Source organism: Novacetimonas hansenii JCM 7643, from assembly GCF_000964405.1.
Lineage (GTDB): Bacteria > Pseudomonadota > Alphaproteobacteria > Acetobacterales > Acetobacteraceae > Novacetimonas > Novacetimonas hansenii.
Genome location: NZ_BANE01000061.1, coordinates 33,036 through 58,890, shown reverse-complemented (window position 1 = coordinate 58,890; position 25,855 = coordinate 33,036). Strand labels below are relative to the sequence as shown.

Below are 25,855 nucleotides of genomic sequence, written 5' to 3'. Positions count from 1 at the left end.
CTCGCGCTGGACGCAGAGGCGGGGGGGATGTATGTGACGCGCCTTGTACATAACCGCAATGCCCCGGACCACCCACCTGTGATAATGGCCCGGACAGCACGAATCCTGACCCACAGCGGAGAGCTTGTTCCAATGTCCACTACCGTACCGCGGATCGTTATGAAATTCGGTGGCACATCCGTGGCCAATCTGGAGCGGATTCGCGCTGTTGCCGAAAAGGTCCGCAAACAGGTCGATGCCGGATGCGAGGTCGCGGTTGTCGTCTCTGCGATGTCGGGCGTTACCAACCGGCTTGTCGGTTACTGCCAGGACCTGTCCACCCTTCATGACCCGCGAGAATATGATTCCGTCGTTGCCACAGGCGAACAGGTAACAAGTGGCCTGCTGGCGATCGCGCTTCAGGCGCTGGGGATCAATGCGCGTTCATGGCTGGGGTGGCAGATCCCCGTGCGTACGGATGACGCCCATGGCAAGGCCCGTATCGAGGGTATCGACGGACAGGCCCTGATCGCCTCAATGCAGGCGGGACAGGTTCCGGTGATCGCAGGCTTTCAGGGCGTGACCGCCGACAACCGCATCACCACGCTGGGCCGGGGCGGGTCAGACACCTCTGCCGTGGCGCTGGCGGCGGCGCTGCACGCCGACCGGTGCGATATCTATACCGATGTGGACGGAATTTATACAACCGACCCCAGGATCGTTGCCAAAGCACGCAAGCTCGATAAAATCACCTATGAAGAGATGCTGGAACTGGCGTCCGTCGGGGCCAAGGTCCTGCAGACCCGCAGCGTCGAACTTGCAATGAAAAAACGGGTGCGCGTACAGGTCCTGTCCAGCTTTACGGACGGCCCCGCACCTTCGGAAGGGCATCTGCCCGGTTCAATAGTCGTGGATGAGGACGAAATCGTGGAAAAGGAACTGGTGGCAGGGATTGCCTATTCCCGTGACGAGGCAAAAATTTCCGTGCGCCGGGTTCCTGACCGGCCGGGAATCGCCGCCGCCGTGTTTGGTCCCCTGACTGCGGCGAATGTAAACGTGGACATGATCGTGCAAAGCACCGGCGACGACGGCATGACCAACATTACCTTTACCGTGGGCAAGACCGATTTCGCACAGGCCATCAAGGCGCTGGAAGACGCACGCGACGTCATCCATTACGGCGAACTTGCCACCGATGACGACGTGGTGAAAATCAGCGTGGTGGGCGTGGGCATGCGTTCACATACCGGCGTCGCCAACACGATGTTCCGCACCCTCTCTGAACGCAACATCAACGTTCAGGTCATCTCGACCAGTGAAATCAAGGTATCGGTCCTGATCGCCGCCGAATATACCGAACTTGCGGTCCGCGCCCTCCACGCCGCCTATGGACTTGATGCAGCCTGACATGAACCAGACCAGCCCTTCCTCCACCACTCCCACGGATCCCCGCCGGGTTGCGGCGCGTGCACGCCTTGACCGGCTCTGGTCGGCGGGCACCAGCTTCCTTGGCAGCGAGGTCGCCCTCCTTGGCGGGGCAATGTCGTGGATCAGCGAACGCCACCTCGTCTCCGCAATTTCCAATGCGGGTGGCTTTGGCGTGCTGGCCTGCGGGGCCATGGAACCCGACCGTCTGGCAGAGGAAATCGCAGCCACACAGGCCCGCACCACCCGTCCGTTCGGCGTCAACCTGATTACCATGCACCCGCGTCTCAATGACCTTGTGCAGGTCTGCCTTGATGCGGGTGTCGGCCATGTCGTGCTGGCTGGGGGCATCCCGTCCGGTCCCGTGATCCGCGCGATCAAGGACGGCGGGGCAAAGGTCATCGCCTTCGCCCCCGCTTTCGTCCTGGCCAAGCGCCTGATGCGCATGGGTGTGGATGCGCTGGTGATCGAAGGCTCCGAAGCGGGCGGGCATATCGGCCCCGTATCGCTGACGGTACTCGCGCAGGAGGTCCTGCCCTTCGTCCATGACATTCCCGTCTTCGTGGCGGGTGGCCTGGGCCGGGGCGATGCGATTGTCTCCTATCTGGAGCAGGGGGCCGCAGGCGCGCAGCTTGGCACGCGCTTTGCCGCCTCCACCGACAGCATCGCGCATGAACGCTTCAAAAAGGCATTCATCCGCGCCAGCGCACGCGATGCTGTGACTTCGGTACAACTCGACGAACGCTTTCCCGTCATCCCCGTACGTGGCCTGCAGAACGAAGGAAGCCGCCGTTTCCTGAGCCATCAGGCAGAAACGCTGCGACGGTTCCAGTCGGGGGAACTGACGAAGGAACAGGCCCAACTGGATATTGAACATTTCTGGGCCGGTTCACTACGTCGCGCCGTGATCGACGGGGATGTCGAAAACGGTTCGGTCATGGCGGGACAGTCCGTCGGCATGATCACCAGCGAACAGTCGGTGCGCGACATTATCGCCGAACTGGTGGAACAGGCGCTTGATGCCCTGATCCGGCAGGAAGACAGGATGCGCCGCGAATGAGCGAGGGCACACGCATGTTCCGCCAGAAAAATACGAACACCGGCGACGCGGCCACCCCACCCACAGGCGGGGACCTTCCCCATAGTGTTGGTCAGGAACTGCGCGCGCGCCGGGAACAGTTGGGCTGGAGCCTGCCGGACGTCGCATCATGGCTGCGTATCCGCCTGCCATATCTGGAGGCGCTTGAGGAAGGCCGCGCACAGGCGCTTCCCGGCAGTGCCTATGCCATCGGCTTCCTGCGCACCTATTCCAAGGCACTCGGCCTTGCGCCAGAACCGTTGATCCAGCGTTTCAAGATGGAAACACGCGGGTCGTTCGATCGCAAACCCGACCTTTCATTTCCTGTTCCGCTACCGGAAAAAAGCCTGCCGCTTGGCGTGATCCTGCTGGGTGGGATCGTTATCCTGGTGGGTGCCTATATAGGGTGGTACCGCATGACCGGGGCGTCGGAACATCCCGTCATCACCACGCATACCGACCTGCCGGGCATTTCCACACCAGGCACGGCATCGCCACAAATCGCATCCGTCCTGCCCGCACCGGGGGAACTGCCGCCCAACCCGCCACAGCCCCTGCCACAGCAGGAACAGAACAGTATCACGGCGCTGGCCCCATCCGGACCGCCCGAAGACACCAGCCCTGCCAAAGCGCCTTCCGGCCCGGTGGAAAAGATGGGAGAGGACAAGAACGCCCTTGCCAACACCCATCCTGACGCCGACCATCCCGCTGGTACGGATCCGGCAGGCCCCGCGGCGACAGTGGCGACGGACCAGATCACCCTGAACGCCTCCGCCCCGACATGGGTGCAGGTGCGCCAGCAGGGCGGTGGGGTCATCTATGACCATACACTGGGCAGCGGGGAGACATGGCAGGTGCCTGTGGACAAGCACGATCTTGTCCTGACCGTGGGCAATGCCGGTGGCCTTACACTCAGCGCGAATGGCGTGGTATCACCGCCGTTGGGACGGAACGGAGAGGTCCGGCGCAATATCATATTGAGTGCGCAGGCCATCAGCAGTGGCACCATCACACAGGCCCCCCCGACAACATCACGTGCGCCAATGCCGCCGCCCGCGGCGCGTCCGACGGGCACGATATCCGCCCCAATGCCGCCTTTGCCGCCAGTCGGCCCCTCGGATGGAGGGAATAATACGCTTCCCCCACTCCCACAAACCGACAAAGCGGAGTAATATGGTCGGCAACGACACGTTGTGAAGACAGCATGCGTATCCGTCACAGGATCTGAAAACAGGACTTCATCGCACCCCGTCATGCCATAGCATGACTGGGCGGCATGAACTCCCCGCCTCGTATGGAGGGCAGACAATGAGCAGCTATCGTCCTTATCAGCATATCGAACGCCGCAAATCGCGGCAGATCCACGTGGGCAAGGTTCCGGTGGGCGGGGATGCACCGATTTCGGTGCAGACCATGACCAACACCCTGACCACCGACGCGGAAGCCACGATCGCACAGATCCGCCGCGCGGAACTTGCCGGGGTGGATATCGTGCGCGTCTCATGCCCTGACGAAGAAAGCACGGCCGCACTGGCTGAAATCGTACGCGAAGTGAATGTCCCCATCGTCGCGGACATCCACTTCCACTACAAGCGCGCGATTGAGGCCGCCAAGGCTGGCGCGGCGTGCCTGCGCATCAATCCGGGCAATATCGGCAATGCCGCGCGCGTGCGCGACGTGATCAATGCGGCCAAAGACTATAACTGCTCCATCCGCATCGGCGTGAACGCCGGGTCGCTGGAAAAGCATCTGCTGGAAAAATACGGGGAGCCAAACCCCGACGCGCTGGTCGAAAGCGCGTTGGAACATGCCAAGATCCTTGAAGATCATGACTTCCATGAATTCAAGATCAGTGTGAAGGCCTCGGACGTCTTCCTTGCCGTCGCAGCCTATCAGCAACTGGCCGATGTCTGTGACCATCCGCTGCATATCGGCATTACCGAGGCAGGCAGCAAACGCGCGGGCACCGTGAAGTCGTCCATCGGCCTGGGTAACCTGCTGTGGGCGGGCGTGGGCGATACGATGCGCGTTTCACTGTCGGCCGAGCCGGAAGAAGAGGTGCTGGTCGGATGGGATATCCTTAAATCCCTTGGCCTGCGTCATCGTGGCGTGAAAATCATTTCCTGCCCGTCATGCGCACGTCAGGGATTCAATGTGATCCAGACCGTCCAGACGCTTGAAGACCGGCTGGCGCATATCAAGACACCACTGACGCTGTCCATCATCGGCTGTGTGGTCAATGGCCCGGGCGAGGCACTGATGACCGACCTGGGTGTCACGGGCGGCGGCGCGGGACGACACATGGTCTATTCCGCCGGACGGCAGGACCATACGATGCCCGCCGGCGACATGGTCGAACATATCGTCGAGCTGGTGGAGGCAAGGGCCAAGGCCATGCAGGCCGAAGAAGACGCCCGCAAGGCAGCCGAAGACAAGACCCGCGCGTCGGAACTGACGCCCGCGGGCTGACACAGGCCGGGAGGGGAGGGAACGGCCCGCGGGCGTCAGTTCCGCGTCCCTTCCGGCTGGCCTGTCCCTTCGCATGTGGTGACGGAACGGGCATGATGTCGTTCAAGCAGGAATTTCGCAGTGAGCAGTTTACAGCCCGTCCGCGGCACCCATGACCTGATCGGGGAAACGCAGCGTCGTTTCGCCCATGTCATCGAAACGGCCCGTCGCATCACCGGACTTTACGGTTTTGACGAATGGGCGACCCCGATTTTCGAGGATACGCGCGTTTTCAAGCGCACATTGGGCGATACGTCCGACGTCGTTTCAAAGGAAATGTACACCTTTGAGGATCGGGGGGGTGAATCACTGACGTTACGCCCCGAAGGAACGGCAAGCGTATGCCGGGCGCTGGTGACAAACGGGCTGACGCAATCCCTGCCACAGAAAGTTTTTTATGCGGGACCGATGTTCCGCTACGAACGGCCACAAAAAGGACGTTACCGGCAGTTCCACCAGATCGGTGCGGAACTTCTCGGCCCGGCAGAACCGCTGGCCGATGCCGAAGTGATCGCGATGGGACGCGATATTTTGCAGGCCTTGGGCATTGCGCGCGATACCGTTCTGGAACTCAACACCCTTGGCGATATCGAAAGCCGGAATGCATGGCGCGCGGCCCTGATTACCTATTTTTCCGAACGGCGCGATGAACTTTCCAGCGAAAGCCTGAACCGGCTTGAACGCAACCCGCTACGCATCCTTGACAGCAAGTCGCCACAGGACAGGGTCGTGGTGGGAGATGCCCCGCTGATTTCGGGATATCTCAACCCGCAGGCCCAGGCATTCTGGGATGACCTGCGCAAGACGCTGGATATCCTTGGGGTTCCATTCCGTGAAAACCCCCGCATCGTACGCGGGCTTGATTATTACAGCCATACGGCATTCGAATTCGTGACGGAACGGCTGGGTACGCAAGGTACCGTGCTTGCGGGTGGGCGATATGACGGGCTGGTCTCCGAAATGGGTGGACCACAGACACCCGCCATTGGGTGGGCAGGCGGGATCGAACGCCTTTCGATGCTGCTCGACGAAGCGCCTGCCGCCCCGCGTCCCGTCGTTGTCGTCCCGATGGGCGAAGGTGCCGCAGCAACCGGCATCACAGTGCTACAGGCATTACGGGGCGCGCATATCCGCGCGGAAACATCTTATCGTGGCAACCTCAAGCGACGCATGGAACGTGCAAACCGCCTGAACGCGACCCATGCCATCGTCATTGGCGAGGATGAGGTCGCACGGGGCGTTGTTCAGGTCCGCGACCTTGATAAGGGGCAGCAGGCCGAAGTTGCAATGGATCAGGTGACAGGCTTCCTGCATGGCCTGTCGCGGGGCGCATAAGGGTGGCGCGGTTTGACGAACGACTTGACCGGATCGTAGCGCGTGGCGAGGAATTGCAGGCGCTATTGGCAGAGGGGCTGTCCGGGGCGGCATTCAGTCAGGCCTCGCGGGAATTCGCCGAACTTGATCCCATTGTCGCCAAGGTCAATGCCCTGCGCGCCACCGAACAGGCGGTGCAGGACACGCAGGCCCTGCTTGATGATCCAGAAATGCGGGGTCTTGCGGAAAGTGAGCTTGCAGAACTGCGCAGGCGCATTCCCGAACTGGAACACGATATCCGCATTGCCATGCTTCCGCGTGACGAAGCGGATGATCGCAGCGCCATCCTGGAAATCCGCCCCGCAGCGGGTGGGGATGAAGCTGCCCTCTTTGCAGGGCAGATGTTCGGGGCGTATCAGCGATATGCGGATCAGCGTGGCTGGCGGTTCGAAATTCTTGAATACGATGAGTCCGAACTTGGCGGCCTGCGCGAAGGGATTGCCAGCATTACCGGCCGGGGTGTCTTTGCGCGCCTGAAATACGAATCAGGCGTGCATCGCGTCCAGCGCGTGCCCGCCACCGAAAGCCAGGGCCGCATCCATACATCCACAGTGACTGTCGCTGTCCTTCCCGAAGCTGAAGAAGTGGACGTGGAGATAAACGACAACGACCTGCGCATCGATGTCTACCGTGCCTCAGGCGCAGGGGGGCAGCATGTCAACAAGACGGAAAGTGCCGTGCGCATCACGCACATGCCCAGCGGTATTGTCGTGGCGATGCAGGAAGAGAAGAGTCAGCATAAAAATCGTGCAAAGGCGATGAAAATCCTGCGCGCACGCCTGTATGAACGCAATCGCGCCGCCGCCCATGAAACCCGGGCAGCAGACCGCCGCTCGCAGGTGGGGACAGGGGACAGGTCTGAACGCATCCGCACCTACAACTTCCCGCAAGGGCGCGTTACCGATCACCGCATTGGCCTGACGCTCTATAAGATCGACAAGGTCATGGGAGGGGAGTTCGATGAGTTCGTCGACGCCCTGACGCAGGAAGAACAGGCAGCACTTCTTGCGATGGACGAGGATTGAGAGGCGGCTTGTGCAGCCCCGCCTGATAACAGGCCAAAACAAAAAAGCTGTTGGCGAGGCTTTTCCCAGGAGGCCCTGAAAGACGCCGCCTGAACTTTTTTCTGATATTTATCAAAGGATTATTTTCAGGCAGGCGCTACGCACGACAATCACGAGGTGGGGGCAGCACACAGGGAACTGCGGCCGGGATAATGTTCCACCACCGTGGAATCATCCGGGTCATCAAGATAGAATTCCGTAAAATTCTTTGCCCCCAATGCAACCAGATGATGGCCGTTGGGGGCATGCAGAACGCCTTCGCCGCTGACTTCGTGTGTTTCGGCTTTGCCAGAGGGCAGGCGGATCGTTATTTCTCCGCACAGGGCATAGCTGTGATTGACGCGGCCGACTGGCGTTTCGACATTGACAGTGCGTTCAGGATGGCGCGGATCAAGCTGAAATGTTGCGACCAGACGTTCGTCGATATACAGGCGCGACACCTCGGAAATCTCGTCCGAGGCACAACCATCTGTAACATCGAACGTACCCGCCAGTACCGGCGATGCTGTGGCGATAAGGCCCAACATCGCCAGAGCAAGACCACGACGAAGATGAACAACGGGTTTCATGATGACAGGGTATGATGGAAACACGCTCCAATGAAAGAGGATGATCCACCGCACACCCATGATTTACGCACGGTGCTGCAACAGGCCACCCAGCGCCTGTCAGCGGCAGGAGTGGAAACGCCACGACGTGAAGCACGGCTTTTGCTGGCGCATGCATTAGGGACCGACCTTGGTGGCCTGCTGCTGCGTGACTGGATCGAAAAAGGGGCGCTGGCACATTTTCATACGCTGCTGGAACGGCGGAGCCTGCATGAACCACTTTCCTACCTGACAGGCAGGGCCGGGTTCTGGTCCATGACGCTGGACGTTTCCCCGGCCACGTTAATCCCGCGCGCCGATACGGAAACATTGGTCGAGGCCCTGCTGGAACTGCGTCCCGATCGGACGGATATCAGCACAATCCTGGATCTTGGGACGGGAACGGGTTGCCTGTTGCTGGCAGCATTGCAGGAATATCCGCAGGCGTGGGGACTTGGGGTGGATCTTTCGCCCGATGCGGCACGTCTGGCCCTGGGCAATGCCCGGAATGTGGGCCTGTCGGATCGATGCAACATCATTTGCGGGAATTGGGCACAGGCCATTACAGGGCGCTTTGACGTGGTATTCAGCAACCCACCCTATATCCCGCATGCGGACCTGTCGGGCCTGATGCCTGATGTCCGCGATCATGAACCCCACCGCGCACTTGATGGGGGGGATGACGGGCTGGTCTGTTACCGTATCCTGATGCAGTCCTTGCCACGACTTTTAAAACCGCGCGGCCTTGGGATCGTGGAACTGGGGATCGGACAGGATCACAGCGTCCCAGCACTTGCCCGTGATGCGGGTATGGACATCGTGGCGATACGTCCTGACCTGGGCGGTGTCGGGCGGGCGCTGATAGTGCGGCGGGCAGGGGAGCCGTGAAAAAATAATTTGGCGACCAATGATTTGCAGGTTATATTAACAGGGCATAACGGAACCGGAAACGTACGGCGTTTCACGGTTGCCCGGAAAGCGAACGATCCCGATTGTATATAATCAGGTGGCAGATCGTGGTCTGTCCTGTTGTCCCCGGACGTGGACCATGGGATCGGGGTTCGGCAATGATGTCGGGCATTCATTATTTATAACAGGCAGGGGCATAAAGACGTCCCTACGGTCAGATGCCCTGCGGGTGACCGTTAACATGAAAGTGCTGCGCAGCTTATGAACATAAAACGCATGCGAGGCCGTCACCATCGTTCTGGCGGCAGCAACGGCGGGGGGACGCGCCATAATAACGGACAGATTCCCCTGAACCGTAACCATGTCTTTGACAGTAACGGGCCTGATCTTCGCGTGCGGGGTACAGCACAGCAGCTTTTTGAAAAATATCTTCAGCTTGGTCGCGATGCCAGCGGCGCGGGCGACCGTGTGATGGCAGAAGCCTATTTCCAGCATGCGGAACATTATTTCCGTATTCTCAATGCCATGACGCAGGCCGCACAACAGAGCCAGCAGGAACGTCAGGAGCGTCAGGCCACCCGGCAGCAGCGCCAGCCCCACACACCGATACAGAATACGACAGAAGCCGATAGTGAGAGCGACGAGGAAGAAAATAACGAATCCGTCGCGGAAACGATCAAGCCAGAACCAAAGCCCGTCGAAAAAAGCCGCACCCGTACCCGCAGCAGTACTACGGCTTCGGCCACGAACACCGAAGAACTTGCTTCCACCAATTCCTGAATAATGCATTGCTTGCCCCATGTGACGGCAGTGCGCTCACATGGGGCAAGATATTATTGCGGCGCCTCGCCATCAGGATGGCCCGGGGTGACAAGTTTCCATACCTTGCGCCGCCGTCCTGATGTCGGGTCGTCATCAACGCTGACCAATCCCTGATTGCGCAGCGCCTGAAGCGCAAGACGCGCATGATATGTGCCCATTTCGGGAAACATATCACCTATTTCCTTGACCGACCGGGCTTTTCCATCAGACAGGATTTTCAGCACGATCTGTCGCTTGCTGTCATGGTTCGTCACACGCCAGGAACGATGTTGAAAAAACGTCATGGCACACTCATACCAGATACGGCAGGCCTGACCTAGTGCAGATCAGGCAGGTATGCTGCCCATGTCCGCAGGGATACCCGCCGCGCAGGCAACATACGGCACATCAAAAAAAAGTCCCTGCGATTCTTTATCTCAGGAGCATCACAGACTGTCGCCTTTTTATAAAAATGTGATCCCCACCGTTTCTAGCCTGCCGCGCCATCACGTATGACGCGCACGATGGCCGAGGTCAGACGTGACAGTTCGTCGGGACGCATGACAAAGGCCGGTGTCAGGTAAATGATGGTGCGGAATGGGCGCACCCATACCCCCAACGCGATCAGGGCGGCTTTCAGCCGGTTCATATCCGCGATCGTCGCCAGTTCCACAACTCCCACACCGCCAAGGACACGCACATCGCGCACATTTGGCAGGCCGCGACACGCCTCCAATTCGTGCGTCATCTGTTCACTGATGCGCGCGACCTGTTGCAGGCGGGGTTCCGTCCTGAACAGGTCAAGTGACGCATTCGCGCAGGCACAGGCAAGGGGATTGGCCATGAATGTCGGACCATGCATCAGCGCATGTAACGGATTATCCGACAGGAAGGCTTCGAACACATGGGCACGCGTCACTGTTGCCGCCAGCGGCATGGTTCCTGCCGTCAGTGCCTTTGACAAGGTTATGATATCTGGCACGACATCGGCCTGTTCGCAGGCGAACATGGTACCGGTACGGCCAAATCCGGTAAAAATTTCGTCGAACACTAACAGGATATTGTACCTGTCCGCCAAAAGACGCAGCCGCCGCAGCACCTCCGGCCCATGGAACAGCATCCCGCCGGCTCCCTGCACGAGAGGTTCCACCAGAATCGCAGCAATCCCATCGCCCGATTCGGACAAGAATGTCTCAAGTGCTGCGAACGTGGCATCGTCATGGGGCAGATCCACGATATAATGCTGTGGCAGGACACCGCTGAACAGCGCATGCATCCCCTCTTCGGGATCGCAGACTGCCATGGTGGCCAGTGTATCACCATGATACCCTCCCTTGAACGCCACCAGCCGATTGCGACGCGCAACGCCACGATTGATCCAGTACTGGATCGCAATCTTGATGGCGACCTCTACCGCGACGGAACCTGAATCGGTAAAAAATACCCGCTCCAGATCCCCTGGCAACATTTCCGCCAGCCGTGCCGCAAGCATCAGCGCAGGTTCATGCACCAGACCACCGAACATGACATGGGGCATACGTGACAGTTGCGCACTGACAGCCGCGCGGATGTGGGGATGGTTATACCCATGACAGGCCGTCCACCATGATGCGATGCCATCGGTCAGGATACGTCCATCCGCCAGATGAATATCACAGCCTGACGTGCTGACCGCAGGAAGGGGAGGCAGGACCGTCTTCATCTGTGTATAGGGCAGCCAGATGTGCGGCATGCCGTCATCCAGCCATTGGGGTCCACGCATGCGGGTTCTCCGTGATATTGGGACAGGCATGATTGGCCGATGCAGCAGCCATCGGCAGGAGAGGACGCTTCATGACGCGTTTTGATATTTTTTTCCAGACGGCGCTGAATACGTTGGAACAGGACGGCATACGCAGGACGCCGGCGACCATTACCCACCGCGACGCCGTGACGATCATGCGCGACGGACAGATGTTGCTGGACTTTTCCTCCAACGACTATCTTGGCCTTGCGCATCATCCACTCCTCATCGAGCGCGCCTGCGAGTGGGGGCATAGATGGGGCAGCGGCAGCGGTGCATCGCGCCTGGTCAGCGGCACAACCCCCGCCCATCGGCAGGTCGAAGCGCGGCTGGCGGATTTCAAGCAGACACAGGCGGCCTTGCTGTTCGCATCCGGCTGGCAGGCGAATGCATCCGTCCTACCGGCCTTATGCCGCCTTGCCACAGCCCGGACGGGCGAGGCACCGCTGGTTTTTACCGACCGCCTGAACCACGCCAGCCTGCATCATGGCTGCCAGGCCGCAGGCATCCGCCAGATCCGCTTCCGTCATAACGACCTTGATCATCTCTCGACACTTCTGGAAACCCACCGTGACCGGCCGGGCATGCGCTTCATCGTCACCGAAAGCGTCTTCAGCATGGATGGAGACCGTGTTGACATACTGGCGTTGCGTGCGCTGGCCGACGCGTATGATGCTTTCTTATACCTGGACGAAGCCCACGCGACGGGCGTGCTTGGGCCACAGGGGCGGGGGCTGTCGGGCCTGACGCATGATGCTGTTTCACAAGAGGCGGGTTCACAAGCGGCCCATGCACATGGGGTCGATCTGGTGATGGGCACCTTCAGCAAGGCTATGGGCAGTTTCGGGGCCTATGTCGCGGGATCACGCGCACTGTGCGAATGGCTGTCCAACTGCTGCTCCGGCTTTGTCTATACCACCGCGCTGCCCCCTGCGAACCTTGGGGCGATTGATGCTGCGCTGGAACTCGTGCCGTTGATGGAGACACAGCGACGGCGCCTGCAGGAGAATGCCCGGACCGTCCGGCAGGCAATCCATGAATGCGGCCTGTCCACCGGTGCATCAAACACCCAGATCATTCCCATCGAAATCGGGGATACACCCCGTACCATGGATTTTGCCGCCATTCTGGCGCGTGAAGGGATTCTGGGCATTCCCATCCGTCCCCCCTCGGTCCCGCCGAACGGCAGCCGTATCCGACTTGCCCTGAGCGCCGCCCATGATGATGCGATGATTGCAACATTGATCGCAGCCATCAGGACCGCCGCACAGGAGACGCGACATGCCCGCGACTGACCTGCCTCTGGTCTTTGTGCATGGATGGGCCTTCGGACCGGAAATCTGGGACCAGATCCGGGCGGCACGCCCGAACCATACATGCCAGATGCTTGATTTCGGTTATTTTTCTTCCGTCGCGCAGACTGAAACGCCACAAAGGCCATTCATCGCGATCGGCCATTCGCTTGGGGCGTTATGGCTTCTCTCTACAATGCCGCAACATTGCCGCGGGATGGTACTGATCAACGGTTTTGCCCGTTTTACCGCGTCCGATGATTTTCCCCATGGTGTTCCGCCACGCCTGCTGACCCGAATGGCGCGAAAGCTTGCAACCGCCCCGGATGACACGGTACGTGATTTCCGGCAGAAAGCCGGAACCGATCTGCCATTGCCCGGGCCGTCGCATCCCCAACGCCTGCATGATGGACTGCACCAGCTACTGACGCTTGATGCACGGCAGGATATGCGCATGGCCCATTGTCCCGTATCCTGTATCGCTGGCACAGGTGATCCCATTGCACCGCCACCCCTGACGCAGGGTTCCTTTGCGCCTGCAACCACCATTGAATGGCACGATGGCGGACACCTGCTGCCCCTGACGCATCCTGATGCCTGCCTGCAGGCCATCGACCACATGATGAAACGTATGACGCCGTGACCTCCTTGCATAAGCAGCTTATCGCCCGCAGCTTTGGCGCTGCCTCCGGTTATGACGCCGTGGCACGTATCCAGCGCATTGCCGCACGCCAACTGGCACAACGGATCGCGCAGACCTGCCCCACACCGGGACCACAACGTATCCTTGAAATAGGGTGCGGAACCGGGTTCCTGACACAACATCTGCGTCGGCTGTTTCCTGCGGCACAGATCGTGGCCACGGATATCGCACCAGGCATGTTGCATCAGACGCAGGCCAAGTTTCTTGATGATCCGGCTTTGTCCTGCCATGTCATGGATGCCGAACAGCCTGACCTGACGGGACCGTTCGATCTCATCTGTTCCAGCATGGCGATGCAGTGGTTCAGCGCACGACACGAGACCCTGCGACGGCTGGCCGCCCTGCTGTCGCCAGGAGGCGTGATGGCGTTCTCAACCCTGTGTCGCGACAGCTTTACACAATGGCGGGGATATTACGCCACACTGGGCCTGCCATGTCCGATGCCGGTTTATCCTGACCTTGCGATGCTTGAACAGGAATGGCCACGGACAGGAAAGGGATCATGGACCCATGAAACAATCATAGAGGTTCCACAGTCGGCGCTTAGCTTCCTACGTGAACTGCGTGCCATCGGGGCGGATGTTCCCACCACCGCACAAGTGCTGCCAGGTGGCCTGCGCCGTGTCCTGAAGCAGGCCGACAGGGATGCCACCTTCAGCGTAAATTACAATATTGCATATGGAACATTCCGGCGCACCCAGAATTGCGGCGTGTTTGTTACGGGCACAGATACGGGTGTGGGAAAGACACTGACCTGCGCCGTGCTGGCGCGGGCATGGGATGCATCCTACTGGAAACCGTTGCAAAGCGGCATTGCCGATGAACCCGCCGATACCCTGAGCGTGGCGACATTGGCGCAACTCTCATCCGCACGGCTGCATCAGCCCGCCGGAATTTACGCGGCCCCGCTTTCCCCTGAGGATGCCGCCGCCTGCGAAGGGAAGGTAATAGATCCTGACCGGATTATCCTGCCCCACAATCCCGACAGCCGCCCTATGATCGTGGAAGGGGCAGGGGGTGTCATGGTGCCGATCAGTACGGACTTCCTGATGCTTGACCTGATGGAGCGCCTTGGCCTGCCCGTAGTGCTTGTGGCACGCAGCAGCCTGGGTACGATCAATCACACCCTGCTCAGCCTTGCCATGCTACATCAGCGCAATATTCCCGTACTTGGCATCGTCCTGAACGGACCGGACAATCCCTATGCCCGCAGTGCCATCGAACGGCATGGCAAAGTCCGCATCCTTGCAGATTTCCCGCTGCTGGCAGATGTAAATGCCGAGGCCGTCGCGCAGCTTGCCCATCGCGTGCCACCATGGGAGACACTGCGCCCCGGTAAAACCGATCCTTAATAACGCCGGATCAGCCCCGCAATGCTGCCCTGTATGGCAACCTTGTCGGCTGGCATAATGCGCGTCTCGTAACGCGCATTTGCTGGTTCCAGGGCGATCGTGCTGCCCTTGCGACGCAGCCGCTTGAGCGTCACCTCCTGTCCCTCGATCAGGGCGACAACAATTTCCCCGTTTTCCGCCTGTCGGTCCTGCCGCACGATCACGGTATCACCGTCAAGTATTCCCGCTTCGATCATCGAATCGCCACAGACTTCCAACGCATAATAGGTCCCCACCCCGATCAGGCCCGCCGGCACGTCGATCAGGCGCGATGCATCGCTGATCGCCTCAATCGCGTGGCCTGCGGCAATACGCCCCAGGAATGGCACCTGAACCGCGTTGGCCGTATCCGCGACCTGCACGGCCGGAAGGGCAGGGGTAAAGTCTCCCTTGATGACGGTGGGGGAAAACATGTCGACACCACGCGCGCTGGCCGGTTCGACCGCCTCGATCTGCGGGATCTGGACCACCTCCAACGCGCGGGCGCGATGATGTTTGCGCCGCACGAACCCACGCTCTTCCAGTGCGGAAATCAGGCGGTGGATACCGGATTTCGACCTCAGGCCGAGTGCGTCTTTCATCTCGTCAAAAGACGGCGAAAAACCGGTCTGCTTCAGGTGCCTGTCGATATAAAGCAGGAGTTCATGTTGTTTACGCGTCAGCATGAAGGATATCTCCCGCCGGAAAGGAACAAAACCAGAAAACTTATTCTTCGTTCTATGTTAGTTCCTACTCTCAGGTCAACTCCCCCTATCCAGGAATATTCTGTCAGCAAATATCAAGACGGATGATCTGACAGGCCTCTCCCTTGCTGGCAGGCGGGGCCTTGGCATCACGTATCACCAGCGCCTGACTGTCACACAGCACCTGCAACATTGCGGAATCCTGCTGTTCGAATGGCACGGCACGCAGCCGCCCTTCCTGGTCATGGTGCAACCGGGCGCGCAGGTAACTTTCCCGATGGTCATTCGCCCCCACATCCGCACCAAGGACCGCCATCGCGATTTCCGGCCCGACCTCGTGCCGTCCCATCAGACGCCGCAACGCCGGGGCGACGAACAATGTTCCACATACAAAGGCGGCCACAGGATTACCCGGTAGCCCGATCACCGGCATCGCACCCAGACGGCCATGCATCAGCGGCTTGCCGGGACGCATGGCGATCTTCCAGAAATCCATCTCCACGCCGATACGCTTCAGGGCCTCCTGCACAAGGTCATAGCGCCCCACGCTGGCCCCGCCGACCGTGACAAGCATGTCCATGCCCTCCACCATGCGTGCCAGCGCGACAAGGTCTTCCATCCGGTCACGGGCGACCGGCATCATGACCGGCTCCCCCCCGGCGGCACGGATCAGGGCCTCCAGCATGAGTGTATTGGAATTGGCGATCATGCCCGGTCCCATCGGTTCCCCCGGCAGGACCAGTTCATCCCCCGTCGCGACAATGGCCACCCGTGGGCGACGATGTACGTTGACCCATGGATGGTTGGCCGCAGCGGCAAGGCCGATGGTGCGGGCATCCAGACACCGGCCCGCAGGGATGATTTCGCGCCCCCGTCCAAAATCCTGCCCCCGCCTGCGCACATACAGCCCGACATCCGCAACCTGCGCCGTGGTCACGATATCATCATGCTGCGAGGCATTTTCCTGCAGCACGATCGCATCCGCCCCATTCGGCACGATACTGCCGGTATAGATCCGAACGCATTCCCCCGCCCCCACGGTACCGCCAAAGGGATGCCCCGCCGGGCTTTCGCCAATCAGGCGCAACCGGACACCCGCCGCCGACAGGTCGGCCGTACGCACCGCATACCCATCCATGGCGGAGATATCGGCAGGGGGATTATCAAGACGCGCCAATAGGGGCAGCGCAGTCACGCGGCCACCACCGCAGGAGAGGGAAACAACCTCCGGCGCGGTGGCCTGAAGCCCCTGCAGGATACGTTCACGGGCCTCTGAAACGCTCAACATGGCAGGCCAAACTCCTTTTTTTGCCGGTTAAGAGGATTTTGAAGGCGAATATCAAGACTAAAAGCTTGACCTGAGCCTTTTGTATGCGCATTTTCCGCCAAACTTGAACCACTGCTGCACCCGAGTGTTCCAGCAGCGGCGGAGCAGTGCTGAGGATATCATGGCAAAGACCAACACCATTCAGATCAAGCTCGTTTCCACGGCGGATACTGGCTACTTCTACGTCACGAAAAAGAACGCACGCGCCCAGACCGGCAAGATGGAAATGCGCAAGTATGACCCCGTCGCCCGCAAGCACGTCGCGTTCCGTGAAGCGAAAATCAAGTAATCCTGCAACTTGATGCGACATGAAAAACCCCGATCCATTCAGTTGGACCGGGGTTTTTTCATATCCACGCCCATAAGGCGCGAAACGCAGGATCAGTAAAGCCGGTCATGCGGCCCATAGGGGACGACGATTTCATCCTGCCGGGCAAGGTTCTGCATGGATCGCGCCCGTTCATCCATCAGGTCACGATCAAGGGTATTTTCCTTGAGCCCACGAACCCGGCGTAGCCAGACCTGCTGCTCGGCATAGGCATCTTTCTGCGCGCTATTGGCCTCGTCAAGCAGGCGAAGCTGTGCGGCATAACTATGCAGGCCATGTTCGCCGCCCATCACGTTCCACCCAAAATAGGCGGTCAGCCCGATAAAAAGGGCAGGGGGCAGGGCGCTTCCCACGACCCGTCTGATAATCTTGCCAATCTGCATCTGCTGTCCGGTATCCGTCCTTTTACCCCTGTCCGGTGGCATCCGTGAAACCGGATACCACCAACACGCACGCGACTTCAGCCCGCCTTGAGAATCGTGCGGCCCGCATACCGCGCAGCCGTCGCCAATTCATTTTCGATTCGGATCAACTGGTTATATTTCGCCGTCCGGTCAGAGCGGGAGAGGGAGCCCGTCTTGATCTGCCCACAATTCGTCGCCACTGCGAGATCGGCTATGGTGGAATCCTCCGTCTCACCCGAACGATGGCTCATAACGGCGGTATAGCCTGCATGCTGCGCCATCTGCACCGCCTCCAGCGTTTCGCTCAGCGTGCCGATCTGGTTGACCTTGACCAGCAGGGAATTGGCGACACCGGCCTTGATACCACGGCGCAGGCGATCCGGATTCGTGACGAACAGGTCATCCCCCACCAATTGCAGCTTCCCGCCCAGATTTGCCGTCAGTTCGGCCCAACCTTCCCAGTCATCCTCAGCCAGCCCGTCTTCGATCGACACGATGGGATAGCGCGCGGCAAGGTCCGCAAGATACGCAATCATCCCGCCCGCATCCAGCGACTTGCCTTCACCCTTCAGCTCATAACGCCCGTCATGATAGAATTCCGTCGCCGCGCAATCGAGCGCGAACGTCACGTCATCACCGGGACGATAGCCAGCCGCCTCCACCGCACGACTGATGAAGCCGAGCGCCTCGTCCGCGGATTTCAGGGCGGGGGCGAACCCACCCTCATCACCCACATTGGTGTTGTAACCCGCACCAGACAGGCTCTTTTTAAGCTGAGCGAAAATTTCCGATCCCATGCGGATCGCGTCGGTTACAGTGGGGGCCCCCACCGGCTGGATCATGAATTCCTGGATATCGATGGGATTGTCCGCATGCTGCCCGCCATTGATGATGTTCATCATCGGCACCGGCAATGTGCGCGCATAAACCCCACCGACATAGCGGTAAAACGGGACCTGCAATTCTTCGGCTGTGGCCTTTGCCACGGCAAGGGAAACACCAAGTATGGCATTCGCGCCCAGCCGGGATTTGTTTGGCGTGCCGTCGAGGTCGATCATCGCTTCGTCAATGGCGACCTGATCGCTGGATTCCGCCCCCTGCAGGGCGCTGAGGATATCGTTTTCGACGTTGCCGACAGCCTTCAGCACGCCCTTGCCGCCATAGCGCGACTTATCGCCATCACGCAGTTCCACGGCCTCATGCGCGCCTGTGGACGCACCAGAGGGAACGGCCGCACGCCCCTTGGCGCCGGATGCAAGTTCCACATCCACTTCCACGGTCGGATTACCGCGACTGTCGAGAATTTCGCGGGCAATGATGTCGATGATGGCGCTCATGATATCCGTTTCCTCTTTTTCCAGAGTTTATTGAGGTATCGAAAACCGGATGCGCTTCCGATACCCGGTACGCGCGACGATACCAGAAACATATGACGTGTCACGTGCCTGAGTGCGATAAGAAGCTGTTTGATACTGCCTGTATGAAGACCATGGTCCAGATCACCATGAACATTCCTGATGAAGTGTGTGCAAAATGCGCCCCAGGCGCGCCATGTTTTTTCAAAATAACCGTGATCTGATTATTTTATATAAATATATCAAGACATTAAACAGATGACTCAAAGTTCAAAATAAATAAGGAGTGTCCCACACCGTGAAACGCCTTCCTCTTCTGGCCATCATCATGGGCATCGCCAGCCTGATCCCGATCATAGGATGTACCTGCGCGATCATCTTTCTTTCCCCCACCGTAACACCACGCATGCTGGAGGTTACGGTGGGATATGGGGCGGTGATGCTGTCCTTTATGGGGGCGGTTCACTGGGGGCTGGCACTCGAAACACCCGCGATCATCACGCCGGGTCAGGAAGCAGGAAAAACCAATACCTACCGCCTGTTACTGGGCAGTGTGCCGGCAGGCATCGGCTGGCTGGCGCTATGCGCGGCGATGTTCCATGAACTGGCGGCGCTGCTGATGCTGATGGCGGGATTTGGTGGCATGCTGGTGGTTGAACGCATGGCATGGCGCAAGGGGGCGATGCCACGCGGTTACATGACGCTGCAATGGATTGTCGTCACGGTGGTGGAGGTCTGCCTGCTTGCCGTAACGGTCATGGCGCTGTCGTGGAAATACACTGCCTGAGGATAGCCTGCCTGTGACAGGCAGGCTCATAAGCCGTGGCAGAGACATAATGACCAGGACATAACGAGGGCATTGTCTGAAAAGCCTTTTGGAAACAAGCCTCTGCATAAGAAGCAGCATCCAAAACCTTCTGTATTTTCAACCAGCCCTCAGACGATGCCCTTTGTCAGCCGGTCATAACGCTGCAGATTGGCCAGCAGGCCTTCCATCTGTGACAGCGCAATCATGTTGGGACCATCACTGGGGGCTTTATCCGGGTCTTCGTGCGTTTCGATGAAAACGGCGGCCACACCGATCGCAAGGGCTGCACGGCTCAAAACCGGGGCGAATTCACGCTGCCCCCCTGACGAACTGCCCAACCCGCCGGGCTGCTGCACTGAATGTGTCGCGTCATAAACAACCGGAAACCCGGTCCGTGCCATAATCGGCAGGCCACGCATGTCATTGACCAGCGTGTTGTAACCAAACGAGGTTCCCCGTTCGCACAACATGATACGCTCGTTACCGGTCGAGGCGATCTTGGCCGCCACATTGGCCATATCCCACGGGGCCAGGAACTGCCCTTTCTTCACATTGATGGCCGCCCCCGTTTCCCCTGCGGCAAGCAGAAGGTCAGTCTGGCGACACAGAAAGGCGGGAATCTGCAGCACATCGACGGCTTCGGCGGCGGGCGCACACTGCTCCGGCAGGTGAACATCGGTCAGCACGGGAATGCTGAAACGTTCGCGTACACGGGCAAGAATTTCCAACCCACGATTCGCGCCAATTCCACGTGCGCTCGTCAGGCTGGTACGATTCGCCTTATCGAAAGAACTTTTATAGATCAGCCCGATTCCCAGCCGACGCGTCACGGCCTGTAGAAAATCAGCGGTCTCCACAGCATGGGATTCCGATTCGATCTGGCAGGGGCCAGCAATCAGGGTGAATGGCCGGTCATTGCCAATCACCAGATCCCCGACCCGGATTTCCACCTGCGCATTCTCCATCTGCACGTTCATTGGCGTGAAGTCCGCTTCAATGCCGCACCCACCAGCCCCGAAAACAGCGGGTGCGGATCAAACGGCTTGGACAGAAGTTCGGGATGGTACTGCACCGCGACAAACCACGGATGGTCGGGATATTCCACGATTTCGGGCAGGATTCCATCGGGCGACATCCCGGAAAAACGCAGACCCGTTTTTTCCAGTTGCTCGCGGTAATGGACATTCACCTCGTAACGATGCCGGTGGCGTTCACGGATGTCCGTCCGTCCATAAATATCCGCAACCCGCGACCCTTCGGCCAGGCGTGCGGGATAGGAACCAAGCCGCATCGTGCCACCCAGTTCGCCGCCTTCGCGTCGACGCAGCAGTTCATTGCCACGCGCCCATTCCGTCATCAGGCCCACAAGGGGCTCTTCCGTCGGACCAAATTCGGTGGAAGACGCTTTGGGAAGGCCCGCAAGATTACGTGCGCATTCGATCACCGCCATCTGCATGCCGAAACAGATACCAAGGAAGGGGATGTTGTTTTCACGGGCAAACTGCACCGCGCGGATCTTGCCTTCCGAACCCCGTTCCCCAAAGCCACCGGGGACAAGGATGGCATCGGAACGTGCCAGCGCCTGAAGGTTCGTATCAGACTTTTCAAAATCCTCGGCCTCGACCCAGTTCAGGCGCACCTTCGCACGATGGGCGATGCCACCATGGTGCAACGCCTCGATCAGGGACTTGTAACTGTCAAGGAGGGCCGTGTACTTACCCACGACCGTGATCGTCACCTCCCGCTCTGGGTGGCGGATCGCATCGACGATACGCTCCCACCGCGACAGGTCGGGTTCGTGGTCCGCAGGCAGCCCGAAATGGCGCAGCACCTCCGTATCCATACCTTCGGCATGATAGGAAATGGGGCAGGCATAGATCGTATCGACATCCCGCGCGGCAATGACCGCCTCGGGACGGACGTTACAGAAGCTGGCGATCTTGCGCCGCTCGTTGGTGGGAATCTCCCGATCGGAACGACAGACCAGCATCTGCGGCTGGATGCCGACATTCTGGAGTTCCTTGACCGAATGCTGTGTGGGCTTGGTCTTGAGCTCACCCGCTGCCGCAATCCATGGCAACAACGTCAGGTGAATGAACATCGTCTGTTCGGGCGCAAGGTCATTACGCAACTGACGGATGGATTCGAGGAAGGGCAGGCTCTCGATATCGCCAACCGTGCCGCCGATCTCCACCAGGACGAAGTCCACGTCCTCTGTTCCCGCCACGATCATTTCCTTGATCGCGTTGGTGATATGGGGAATGACCTGCACGGTCGCACCAAGATATTCGCCACGCCGTTCACGTGCGATCACATCTGAATAGATCTGGCCCGTCGTGGCATTGTCTGCCTTGGTCGCGGGTACGCCTGTAAAACGCTCGTAATGCCCGAGGTCGAGATCCGTTTCCGCACCGTCATCGGTCACAAAGACCTCGCCGTGCTGATAGGGACTCATGGTCCCGGGATCGACATTCAGATAGGGATCGAGCTTGCGCAACCGGACCCGATAGCCACGGGCCTGGAGGAGGGCGGCAAGGGCTGCCGAAGCGATGCCTTTGCCAAGGGAGGACACCACGCCGCCGGTGATGAATACAAACCGCGTCATGGATGGCCTTCCTACACTGCTTGCGCCCGGCATGAAAGGCCCATGACGGGTGCAATCACGGATTGGGCGAAAAAATATCCAGCCCGGTGCCCCATGGATGGGGAACCGGGCTGTTTGCATACATCATTTGGCGGGCGTCGTCGTGGCCGGCACTGACGGGGCGGCAGGCTGCGCCAGGATGTCATGGCCCACACCAGAGGACGCGCCACGGTTCATGATCGCAAGCGTCAGCGACAGCACCATGAAAATGGTGCCCAAAACGGCAGTCGAACGCGTCAGGAGTGTGGCCGTGCCACGGCCCGACATGAAGGAGCCCATTCCCTGGGAACTGCCGATCCCAAGACCGCCCCCTTCGCTGCGCTGGATCAGGATCGTCCCGATCAGTGCCACCGTGACAAACAGATGCAACAAAAGAAGGACCGTGATCATACTTGTTCCCAGCTATCCCCTGCGGCGGGGGCGATAATATCAGATATCGACCGCCGCACGGACGATCGGCATGAACGTCTCCGCCGCCAGGCTGGCATTGCCGACAAGCGCACCGCCAACATCGGCGATGGGCAGGATATCGGCGGCGTTACGTCCATTGACCGACCCACCATAAAGGATTTTTATGGTTTTACCAGCGTCCCCGAACTGCCGGACCAGTTCCTCGCGGATGAACTGGGTCATGTCGGCGATGTCCTGCTGTGACGCCGCCGTGCCCGAACCGATCGCCCAGACCGGTTCATAGGCGACGATGCCGGTGAAACCCTGCGGCAGGGATCCCTGTATCTGCCATCCGACGGTTTCCTGCGAATCCCCATTGGAACGCTGGTCGGCGCTTTCGCCCACACATATGATGGGGATCAGGCCCGCGGCAGCGGCGGCAACCGCTTTTTCACGCACGGTCTCATCCAGTTCGTGATGGTCGCGCCGACGCTCCGAATGACCAAGGATTACGTATTGGACGCCAAGATCACGCAGCATGCTGGCCGCAATGTCGCCAGTATGCGCGCCACAGGGATCCTGATGGCAGTCCTGTGCGCCAAGGGCGATCCCGTGTTCACGCAGTTTCGGCCCCAAGAGCGCGAGTTGCGTGAAGGGCGGACAGATGACCACCTGCGCGCCGGAAACATCCGCGCCCATGGCCGCGCCAATGTCATCGGCCGCCTTGGCCGCATCCGCGGTCATGCCGTGCATTTTCCAGTTGCCGACGATTATCTGCTTCATTTCTGCTTTTCCGGTTACTGCGCACACTGAAACTGTAAAATACCGCCGGCCTGCCCGTGCCTGATGGCAGGACCGGGGACGTCATGGCCCAACCTAGACCACGCCCCCCTGCAGGTGGCAACCCATCCGCACGAAGGGCAGGGACGCCCCCAACTGCCTTCTGGTCAAACGCACGGGGGGGCCGTATGGTGCCGCAGCTAAAAAATGGCCCATCCATGCCACGCGCGCATGGGTCATGTTGCGTTTACTTGCCGATTTTCGTCTGGGTCTGGTGTCTGCATGTTATCATTCTTGTGCCGTATTTTTGTCGATTCCTGGGTTGGCAGGGTTATCGTGGGGCTGTTTTTCCTGACATTCGTCGGGTGGGGCGTGGGGGATGTACTGATGAACATCGGTACCGAACGTGCCGATGTCGTGGCACGTGTCGGGCCGGACCCCATCCTTGTGCCAGCCTATGAACAGGCATTACGCACGGAAATGCCCCAGATCGCGCAGCAGATGCACCTTGACGATCCGTCGCAGATCCCGGCGGCCACGCGTGAACAGATCGCACAACAGGTCCTCCAGCGCCTGATCCTGCAGGATGAGGTCGCGCTTGCGGCACGCAACCATGGCCTGCTGGTGCCGGACAGCGCCGTGCGGGCCGAGATTTTCGCCATCCCGGCATTTCAGGACAAAAACGGGAAATTCGACCGCACCACCTTCAACAACCGCCTGCGCAGCAGCGGCATGACAGAAGCGCGGCTTATTGAACTGGTCCGTGCGGAACAGGCATCAAAAGCCCTGATGGAACCGATTCGCAACGGTGCGGGTGCACCCGACCTCCTGACGCGCCGCATCTTTGACCTTGAGGCACAGACCCGCAAGGTGGATATCGTGCGCGTTCCCTTTGCCGCGCAGACCCCCGCCGCCCCCAGCGACGCGCAGGCCCGCCGGTTCCATACCAACCATCCGTGGCTGTTTGAGGCGCCAGAGTACCGCCACGCCCGAATCGTGGTTCTGTCGCCTGAAACCGTGGCCCGCTCCATGACCATTCCCGATGCGGACCTGCATCATATGTATGAACAGCAGGCACAACGGTTCAACACCCCCGAAACCCGCTCCGTTCAGGTCATCACCGCCCCGAACGAGGCGCGCGCGCGCGAACTGCTGACGACATGGCAGGGCGGCGCAAGCTGGGACGCGATGCAGAAAAGCGCGGGCAAGGACAGCGCCAGCGTGGAAATGGACGATATCCGCATTTCCTCCATCCCGTCACAGGAACTCGGTCGGCAGATCTTCAACGCGCCGTCTGATACCGTCTCGCCCCCCATCCATACCGATGGCGGATGGGCCATCTTCCGCGTCCTCCATGTCACGCCTGCACATATTTCCGATTTTGAATCCGCACGTCCCGCCCTGCAGGCGCAGGCACTGGCCGAACGGGTGCAGGCCCAGATTGGCGATCGGGTCCAGAAACTGCAGGACGCCATTGCAGGCGGCGGGCTGGATTCCATCCCATCCGAACTGGGCGCGGTGGCGGTCGCGGGCAATGTCGATGCCCATGGCATGACGCAGGAGGGCACACCAGCCCCCATCCCGGGCAGTGACGCCGTGCGCCAGGCGATTGTCGCGCGCGTCTTCTCCCAGCCAAAGGGCAGCAGCCCCGAACTGCTGCAGGCCCCCGAGGGAACATGGTACGCCGTTTCCGTGGATGGTGTGACACCCGCCCGTCCGCTGTCGTACGAGGATTCGGCACAGAAGGTCCGTGACGCATGGATGGACGATGCCCGTCGTCATGCAGCAGACCAGACGGCAACGACGCTGTATACACAAGCCCAGACCATGGGGGGCCTTGCCCATATTCAGCCCGCTGTGCCCGACCTGGTACACAGCACCCCATTTTCGCGCGCACATGACGTGACCGAGGTCCCGCATGACATCGCGGAAATCGCCTTCCGCCTTGACCATACCGGACAGAGCCTGATGGTGGAGGCGGATGGGGCTTTTTATGTTGCGACGCTGACGGATATTTCCACCCCAGACCCGGCATCACAGCGCATGCTGTTCGACCGCATCCGCACGACACTGACGCAGGCCGTGGCCGATGATGTGGAGATGAGCTACGCTCAGGCACTGCAGAGCATCGTGAAACCCAAGCCCAACCCGAGCGCCATCAGCGCCGTTATGTCCGCCGTTTCCGGCAAGGGCAATCCAGAGGCAGGACAGTGAGCACAGACCCTTCGCAGTTCATTCCCCC

The 25,855-nt window shown here is 59.8% G+C and carries 25 protein-coding genes; 14 read left to right on the top strand and 11 right to left on the bottom strand.

Translation table 11 applies throughout. The features are described 5' to 3' along the window. The first annotated feature begins 132 nt into the window (after nucleotides 1-132). The 6 genes from B7G66_RS05005 to prfA all read left to right on the top strand — a co-directional run bounded on the left by B7G66_RS05005 (nucleotide 133) and on the right by prfA (nucleotide 7,389). Entirely contained in the window at nucleotides 133-1,386 is a 1,254-nt protein-coding gene (locus B7G66_RS05005; RefSeq protein ID WP_040511963.1) for an aspartate kinase, read from the top strand. A gap of 1 nt (nucleotide 1,387) precedes the next feature. Continuing rightward, nucleotides 1,388-2,464 (top strand): NAD(P)H-dependent flavin oxidoreductase, encoded by a 1,077-nt coding sequence (locus tag B7G66_RS05000; protein WP_040510813.1) that lies wholly within the window; start codon nucleotides 1,388-1,390, stop codon nucleotides 2,462-2,464. Next, nucleotides 2,461-3,654, top strand: a complete 1,194-nt coding sequence (locus B7G66_RS04995) for a RodZ domain-containing protein (protein ID WP_003620095.1) — start codon at nucleotides 2,461-2,463, stop codon at nucleotides 3,652-3,654. The genes B7G66_RS05000 and B7G66_RS04995 overlap by 4 nt, the downstream gene beginning before the upstream one ends. Nucleotides 3,655-3,790: 136 nt before the next feature. After that, nucleotides 3,791-4,951, top strand: coding sequence for a flavodoxin-dependent (E)-4-hydroxy-3-methylbut-2-enyl-diphosphate synthase (gene ispG / locus B7G66_RS04990; RefSeq protein ID WP_003620097.1), 1,161 nt, complete (start codon nucleotides 3,791-3,793; stop codon nucleotides 4,949-4,951). A 120-nt stretch (nucleotides 4,952-5,071) separates the two neighbouring features. Then, nucleotides 5,072-6,325 carry a histidine--tRNA ligase gene (gene hisS / locus B7G66_RS04985; RefSeq protein ID WP_003620099.1) on the top strand — a complete coding sequence of 418 codons (1,254 nt, stop codon included), beginning with the start codon at nucleotides 5,072-5,074 and terminating at the stop codon, nucleotides 6,323-6,325. 2 nt (nucleotides 6,326-6,327) lie between these two features. Continuing rightward, nucleotides 6,328-7,389, top strand: a complete 1,062-nt coding sequence (gene prfA / locus B7G66_RS04980) for a peptide chain release factor 1 (RefSeq protein WP_003620101.1) — start codon at nucleotides 6,328-6,330, stop codon at nucleotides 7,387-7,389. A gap of 149 nt (nucleotides 7,390-7,538) precedes the next feature. On the opposite strand, the gene B7G66_RS04975 is transcribed toward prfA, so the two are convergent. Next, the gene (locus tag B7G66_RS04975; RefSeq protein WP_003620103.1) at nucleotides 7,539-7,997 is read right to left on the bottom strand and encodes a hypothetical protein; all 459 of its coding nucleotides are present in this window, start codon (nucleotides 7,995-7,997) and stop codon (nucleotides 7,539-7,541) included. Nucleotides 7,998-8,027: 30 nt separating this feature from the next. Here B7G66_RS04975 and prmC point away from each other — a divergent pair, with 30 nt between their 5' ends. After that, nucleotides 8,028-8,903: a peptide chain release factor N(5)-glutamine methyltransferase gene (gene prmC, locus B7G66_RS04970; RefSeq protein WP_003620105.1), complete on the top strand. Its 876-nt coding sequence runs from the start codon at nucleotides 8,028-8,030 to the stop codon at nucleotides 8,901-8,903. A gap of 282 nt (nucleotides 8,904-9,185) precedes the next feature. Next, nucleotides 9,186-9,704: a DUF4167 domain-containing protein gene (locus B7G66_RS18650; RefSeq protein ID WP_003620108.1), complete on the top strand. Its 519-nt coding sequence runs from the start codon at nucleotides 9,186-9,188 to the stop codon at nucleotides 9,702-9,704. Between the two features lie 53 nt (nucleotides 9,705-9,757). On the opposite strand, the gene B7G66_RS04960 is transcribed toward B7G66_RS18650, so the two are convergent. Both B7G66_RS04960 and B7G66_RS04955 read right to left on the bottom strand, forming a co-directional pair. After that, nucleotides 9,758-10,030 carry a helix-turn-helix domain-containing protein gene (locus B7G66_RS04960; protein WP_003620110.1) on the bottom strand — a complete coding sequence of 91 codons (273 nt, stop codon included), beginning with the start codon at nucleotides 10,028-10,030 and terminating at the stop codon, nucleotides 9,758-9,760. Nucleotides 10,031-10,215: 185 nt separating this feature from the next. Continuing rightward, nucleotides 10,216-11,487, bottom strand: coding sequence for an adenosylmethionine--8-amino-7-oxononanoate transaminase (locus tag B7G66_RS04955; RefSeq protein WP_003620113.1), 1,272 nt, complete (start codon nucleotides 11,485-11,487; stop codon nucleotides 10,216-10,218). 71 nt (nucleotides 11,488-11,558) lie between these two features. Here B7G66_RS04955 and B7G66_RS04950 point away from each other — a divergent pair, with 71 nt between their 5' ends. Genes B7G66_RS04950 through bioD form a run of 3 tightly spaced genes read left to right on the top strand, consistent with a single transcriptional unit; the run spans nucleotide 11,559 to nucleotide 14,855 of the window. Then, nucleotides 11,559-12,803, top strand: coding sequence for an aminotransferase class I/II-fold pyridoxal phosphate-dependent enzyme (locus B7G66_RS04950; RefSeq protein ID WP_003620115.1), 1,245 nt, complete (start codon nucleotides 11,559-11,561; stop codon nucleotides 12,801-12,803). Beyond that, nucleotides 12,790-13,443: an alpha/beta fold hydrolase gene (locus tag B7G66_RS04945; RefSeq protein WP_003620117.1), complete on the top strand. Its 654-nt coding sequence runs from the start codon at nucleotides 12,790-12,792 to the stop codon at nucleotides 13,441-13,443. The genes B7G66_RS04950 and B7G66_RS04945 overlap by 14 nt, the downstream gene beginning before the upstream one ends. Continuing rightward, entirely contained in the window at nucleotides 13,440-14,855 is a 1,416-nt protein-coding gene (gene bioD, locus B7G66_RS04940) for a dethiobiotin synthase (RefSeq protein ID WP_003620119.1), read from the top strand. Before B7G66_RS04945 ends, bioD begins: the two co-directional genes overlap by 4 nt. Here bioD and lexA read toward each other — a convergent pair. Together lexA and B7G66_RS04930 are read right to left on the bottom strand one after the other, a co-directional pair. Continuing rightward, the gene (gene lexA, locus B7G66_RS04935; protein WP_003620122.1) at nucleotides 14,852-15,559 is read right to left on the bottom strand and encodes a transcriptional repressor LexA; all 708 of its coding nucleotides are present in this window, start codon (nucleotides 15,557-15,559) and stop codon (nucleotides 14,852-14,854) included. The genes bioD and lexA overlap by 4 nt on opposite strands. 103 nt (nucleotides 15,560-15,662) lie before the next feature. Further along, the gene (locus B7G66_RS04930; protein ID WP_003620124.1) at nucleotides 15,663-16,865 is read right to left on the bottom strand and encodes a molybdopterin molybdotransferase MoeA; all 1,203 of its coding nucleotides are present in this window, start codon (nucleotides 16,863-16,865) and stop codon (nucleotides 15,663-15,665) included. Nucleotides 16,866-17,025: 160 nt separating this feature from the next. Between B7G66_RS04930 and rpmG the strand changes: the two genes are divergently transcribed. Next, nucleotides 17,026-17,193 (top strand): 50S ribosomal protein L33, encoded by a 168-nt coding sequence (rpmG, locus tag B7G66_RS04925; protein ID WP_003620129.1) that lies wholly within the window; start codon nucleotides 17,026-17,028, stop codon nucleotides 17,191-17,193. Between the two features lie 92 nt (nucleotides 17,194-17,285). Here rpmG and B7G66_RS04920 read toward each other — a convergent pair whose 3' ends face one another. Further along, a complete protein-coding gene (locus tag B7G66_RS04920; protein ID WP_003620130.1) occupies nucleotides 17,286-17,615 on the bottom strand; it encodes an FtsB family cell division protein in 330 nt (109 codons plus the stop codon). 77 nt (nucleotides 17,616-17,692) lie between these two features. Further along, the gene (gene eno, locus B7G66_RS04915; protein WP_003620132.1) at nucleotides 17,693-18,973 is read right to left on the bottom strand and encodes a phosphopyruvate hydratase; all 1,281 of its coding nucleotides are present in this window, start codon (nucleotides 18,971-18,973) and stop codon (nucleotides 17,693-17,695) included. 316 nt (nucleotides 18,974-19,289) lie between these two features. On the opposite strand from eno, the gene B7G66_RS04910 reads away from it, so the two are divergent. Next, a complete protein-coding gene (locus B7G66_RS04910) occupies nucleotides 19,290-19,778 on the top strand; it encodes a DUF3429 domain-containing protein (RefSeq protein ID WP_003620135.1) in 489 nt (162 codons plus the stop codon). Nucleotides 19,779-19,927: 149 nt separating this feature from the next. Here the strand turns inward: B7G66_RS04910 and kdsA are convergent, their stop codons facing one another. From kdsA to tpiA, 4 genes are all read right to left on the bottom strand, one after another. Continuing rightward, nucleotides 19,928-20,776, bottom strand: coding sequence for a 3-deoxy-8-phosphooctulonate synthase (gene kdsA / locus B7G66_RS04905; RefSeq protein ID WP_371861391.1), 849 nt, complete (start codon nucleotides 20,774-20,776; stop codon nucleotides 19,928-19,930). Beyond that, nucleotides 20,773-22,404, bottom strand: a complete 1,632-nt coding sequence (locus tag B7G66_RS04900; RefSeq protein WP_003620137.1) for a CTP synthase — start codon at nucleotides 22,402-22,404, stop codon at nucleotides 20,773-20,775. Before B7G66_RS04900 ends, kdsA begins: the two co-directional genes overlap by 4 nt. A 123-nt stretch (nucleotides 22,405-22,527) precedes the next feature. Continuing rightward, nucleotides 22,528-22,833: a preprotein translocase subunit SecG gene (gene secG, locus B7G66_RS04895; protein ID WP_003620138.1), complete on the bottom strand. Its 306-nt coding sequence runs from the start codon at nucleotides 22,831-22,833 to the stop codon at nucleotides 22,528-22,530. Between the two features lie 39 nt (nucleotides 22,834-22,872). Further along, nucleotides 22,873-23,616 (bottom strand): triose-phosphate isomerase, encoded by a 744-nt coding sequence (tpiA, locus tag B7G66_RS04890; protein WP_003620139.1) that lies wholly within the window; start codon nucleotides 23,614-23,616, stop codon nucleotides 22,873-22,875. A gap of 279 nt (nucleotides 23,617-23,895) precedes the next feature. Between tpiA and B7G66_RS04885 the strand changes: the two genes are divergently transcribed. After that, entirely contained in the window at nucleotides 23,896-25,827 is a 1,932-nt protein-coding gene (locus B7G66_RS04885) for a peptidylprolyl isomerase (RefSeq protein ID WP_040510818.1), read from the top strand. Nucleotides 25,828-25,855 lie beyond the last annotated feature (28 nt).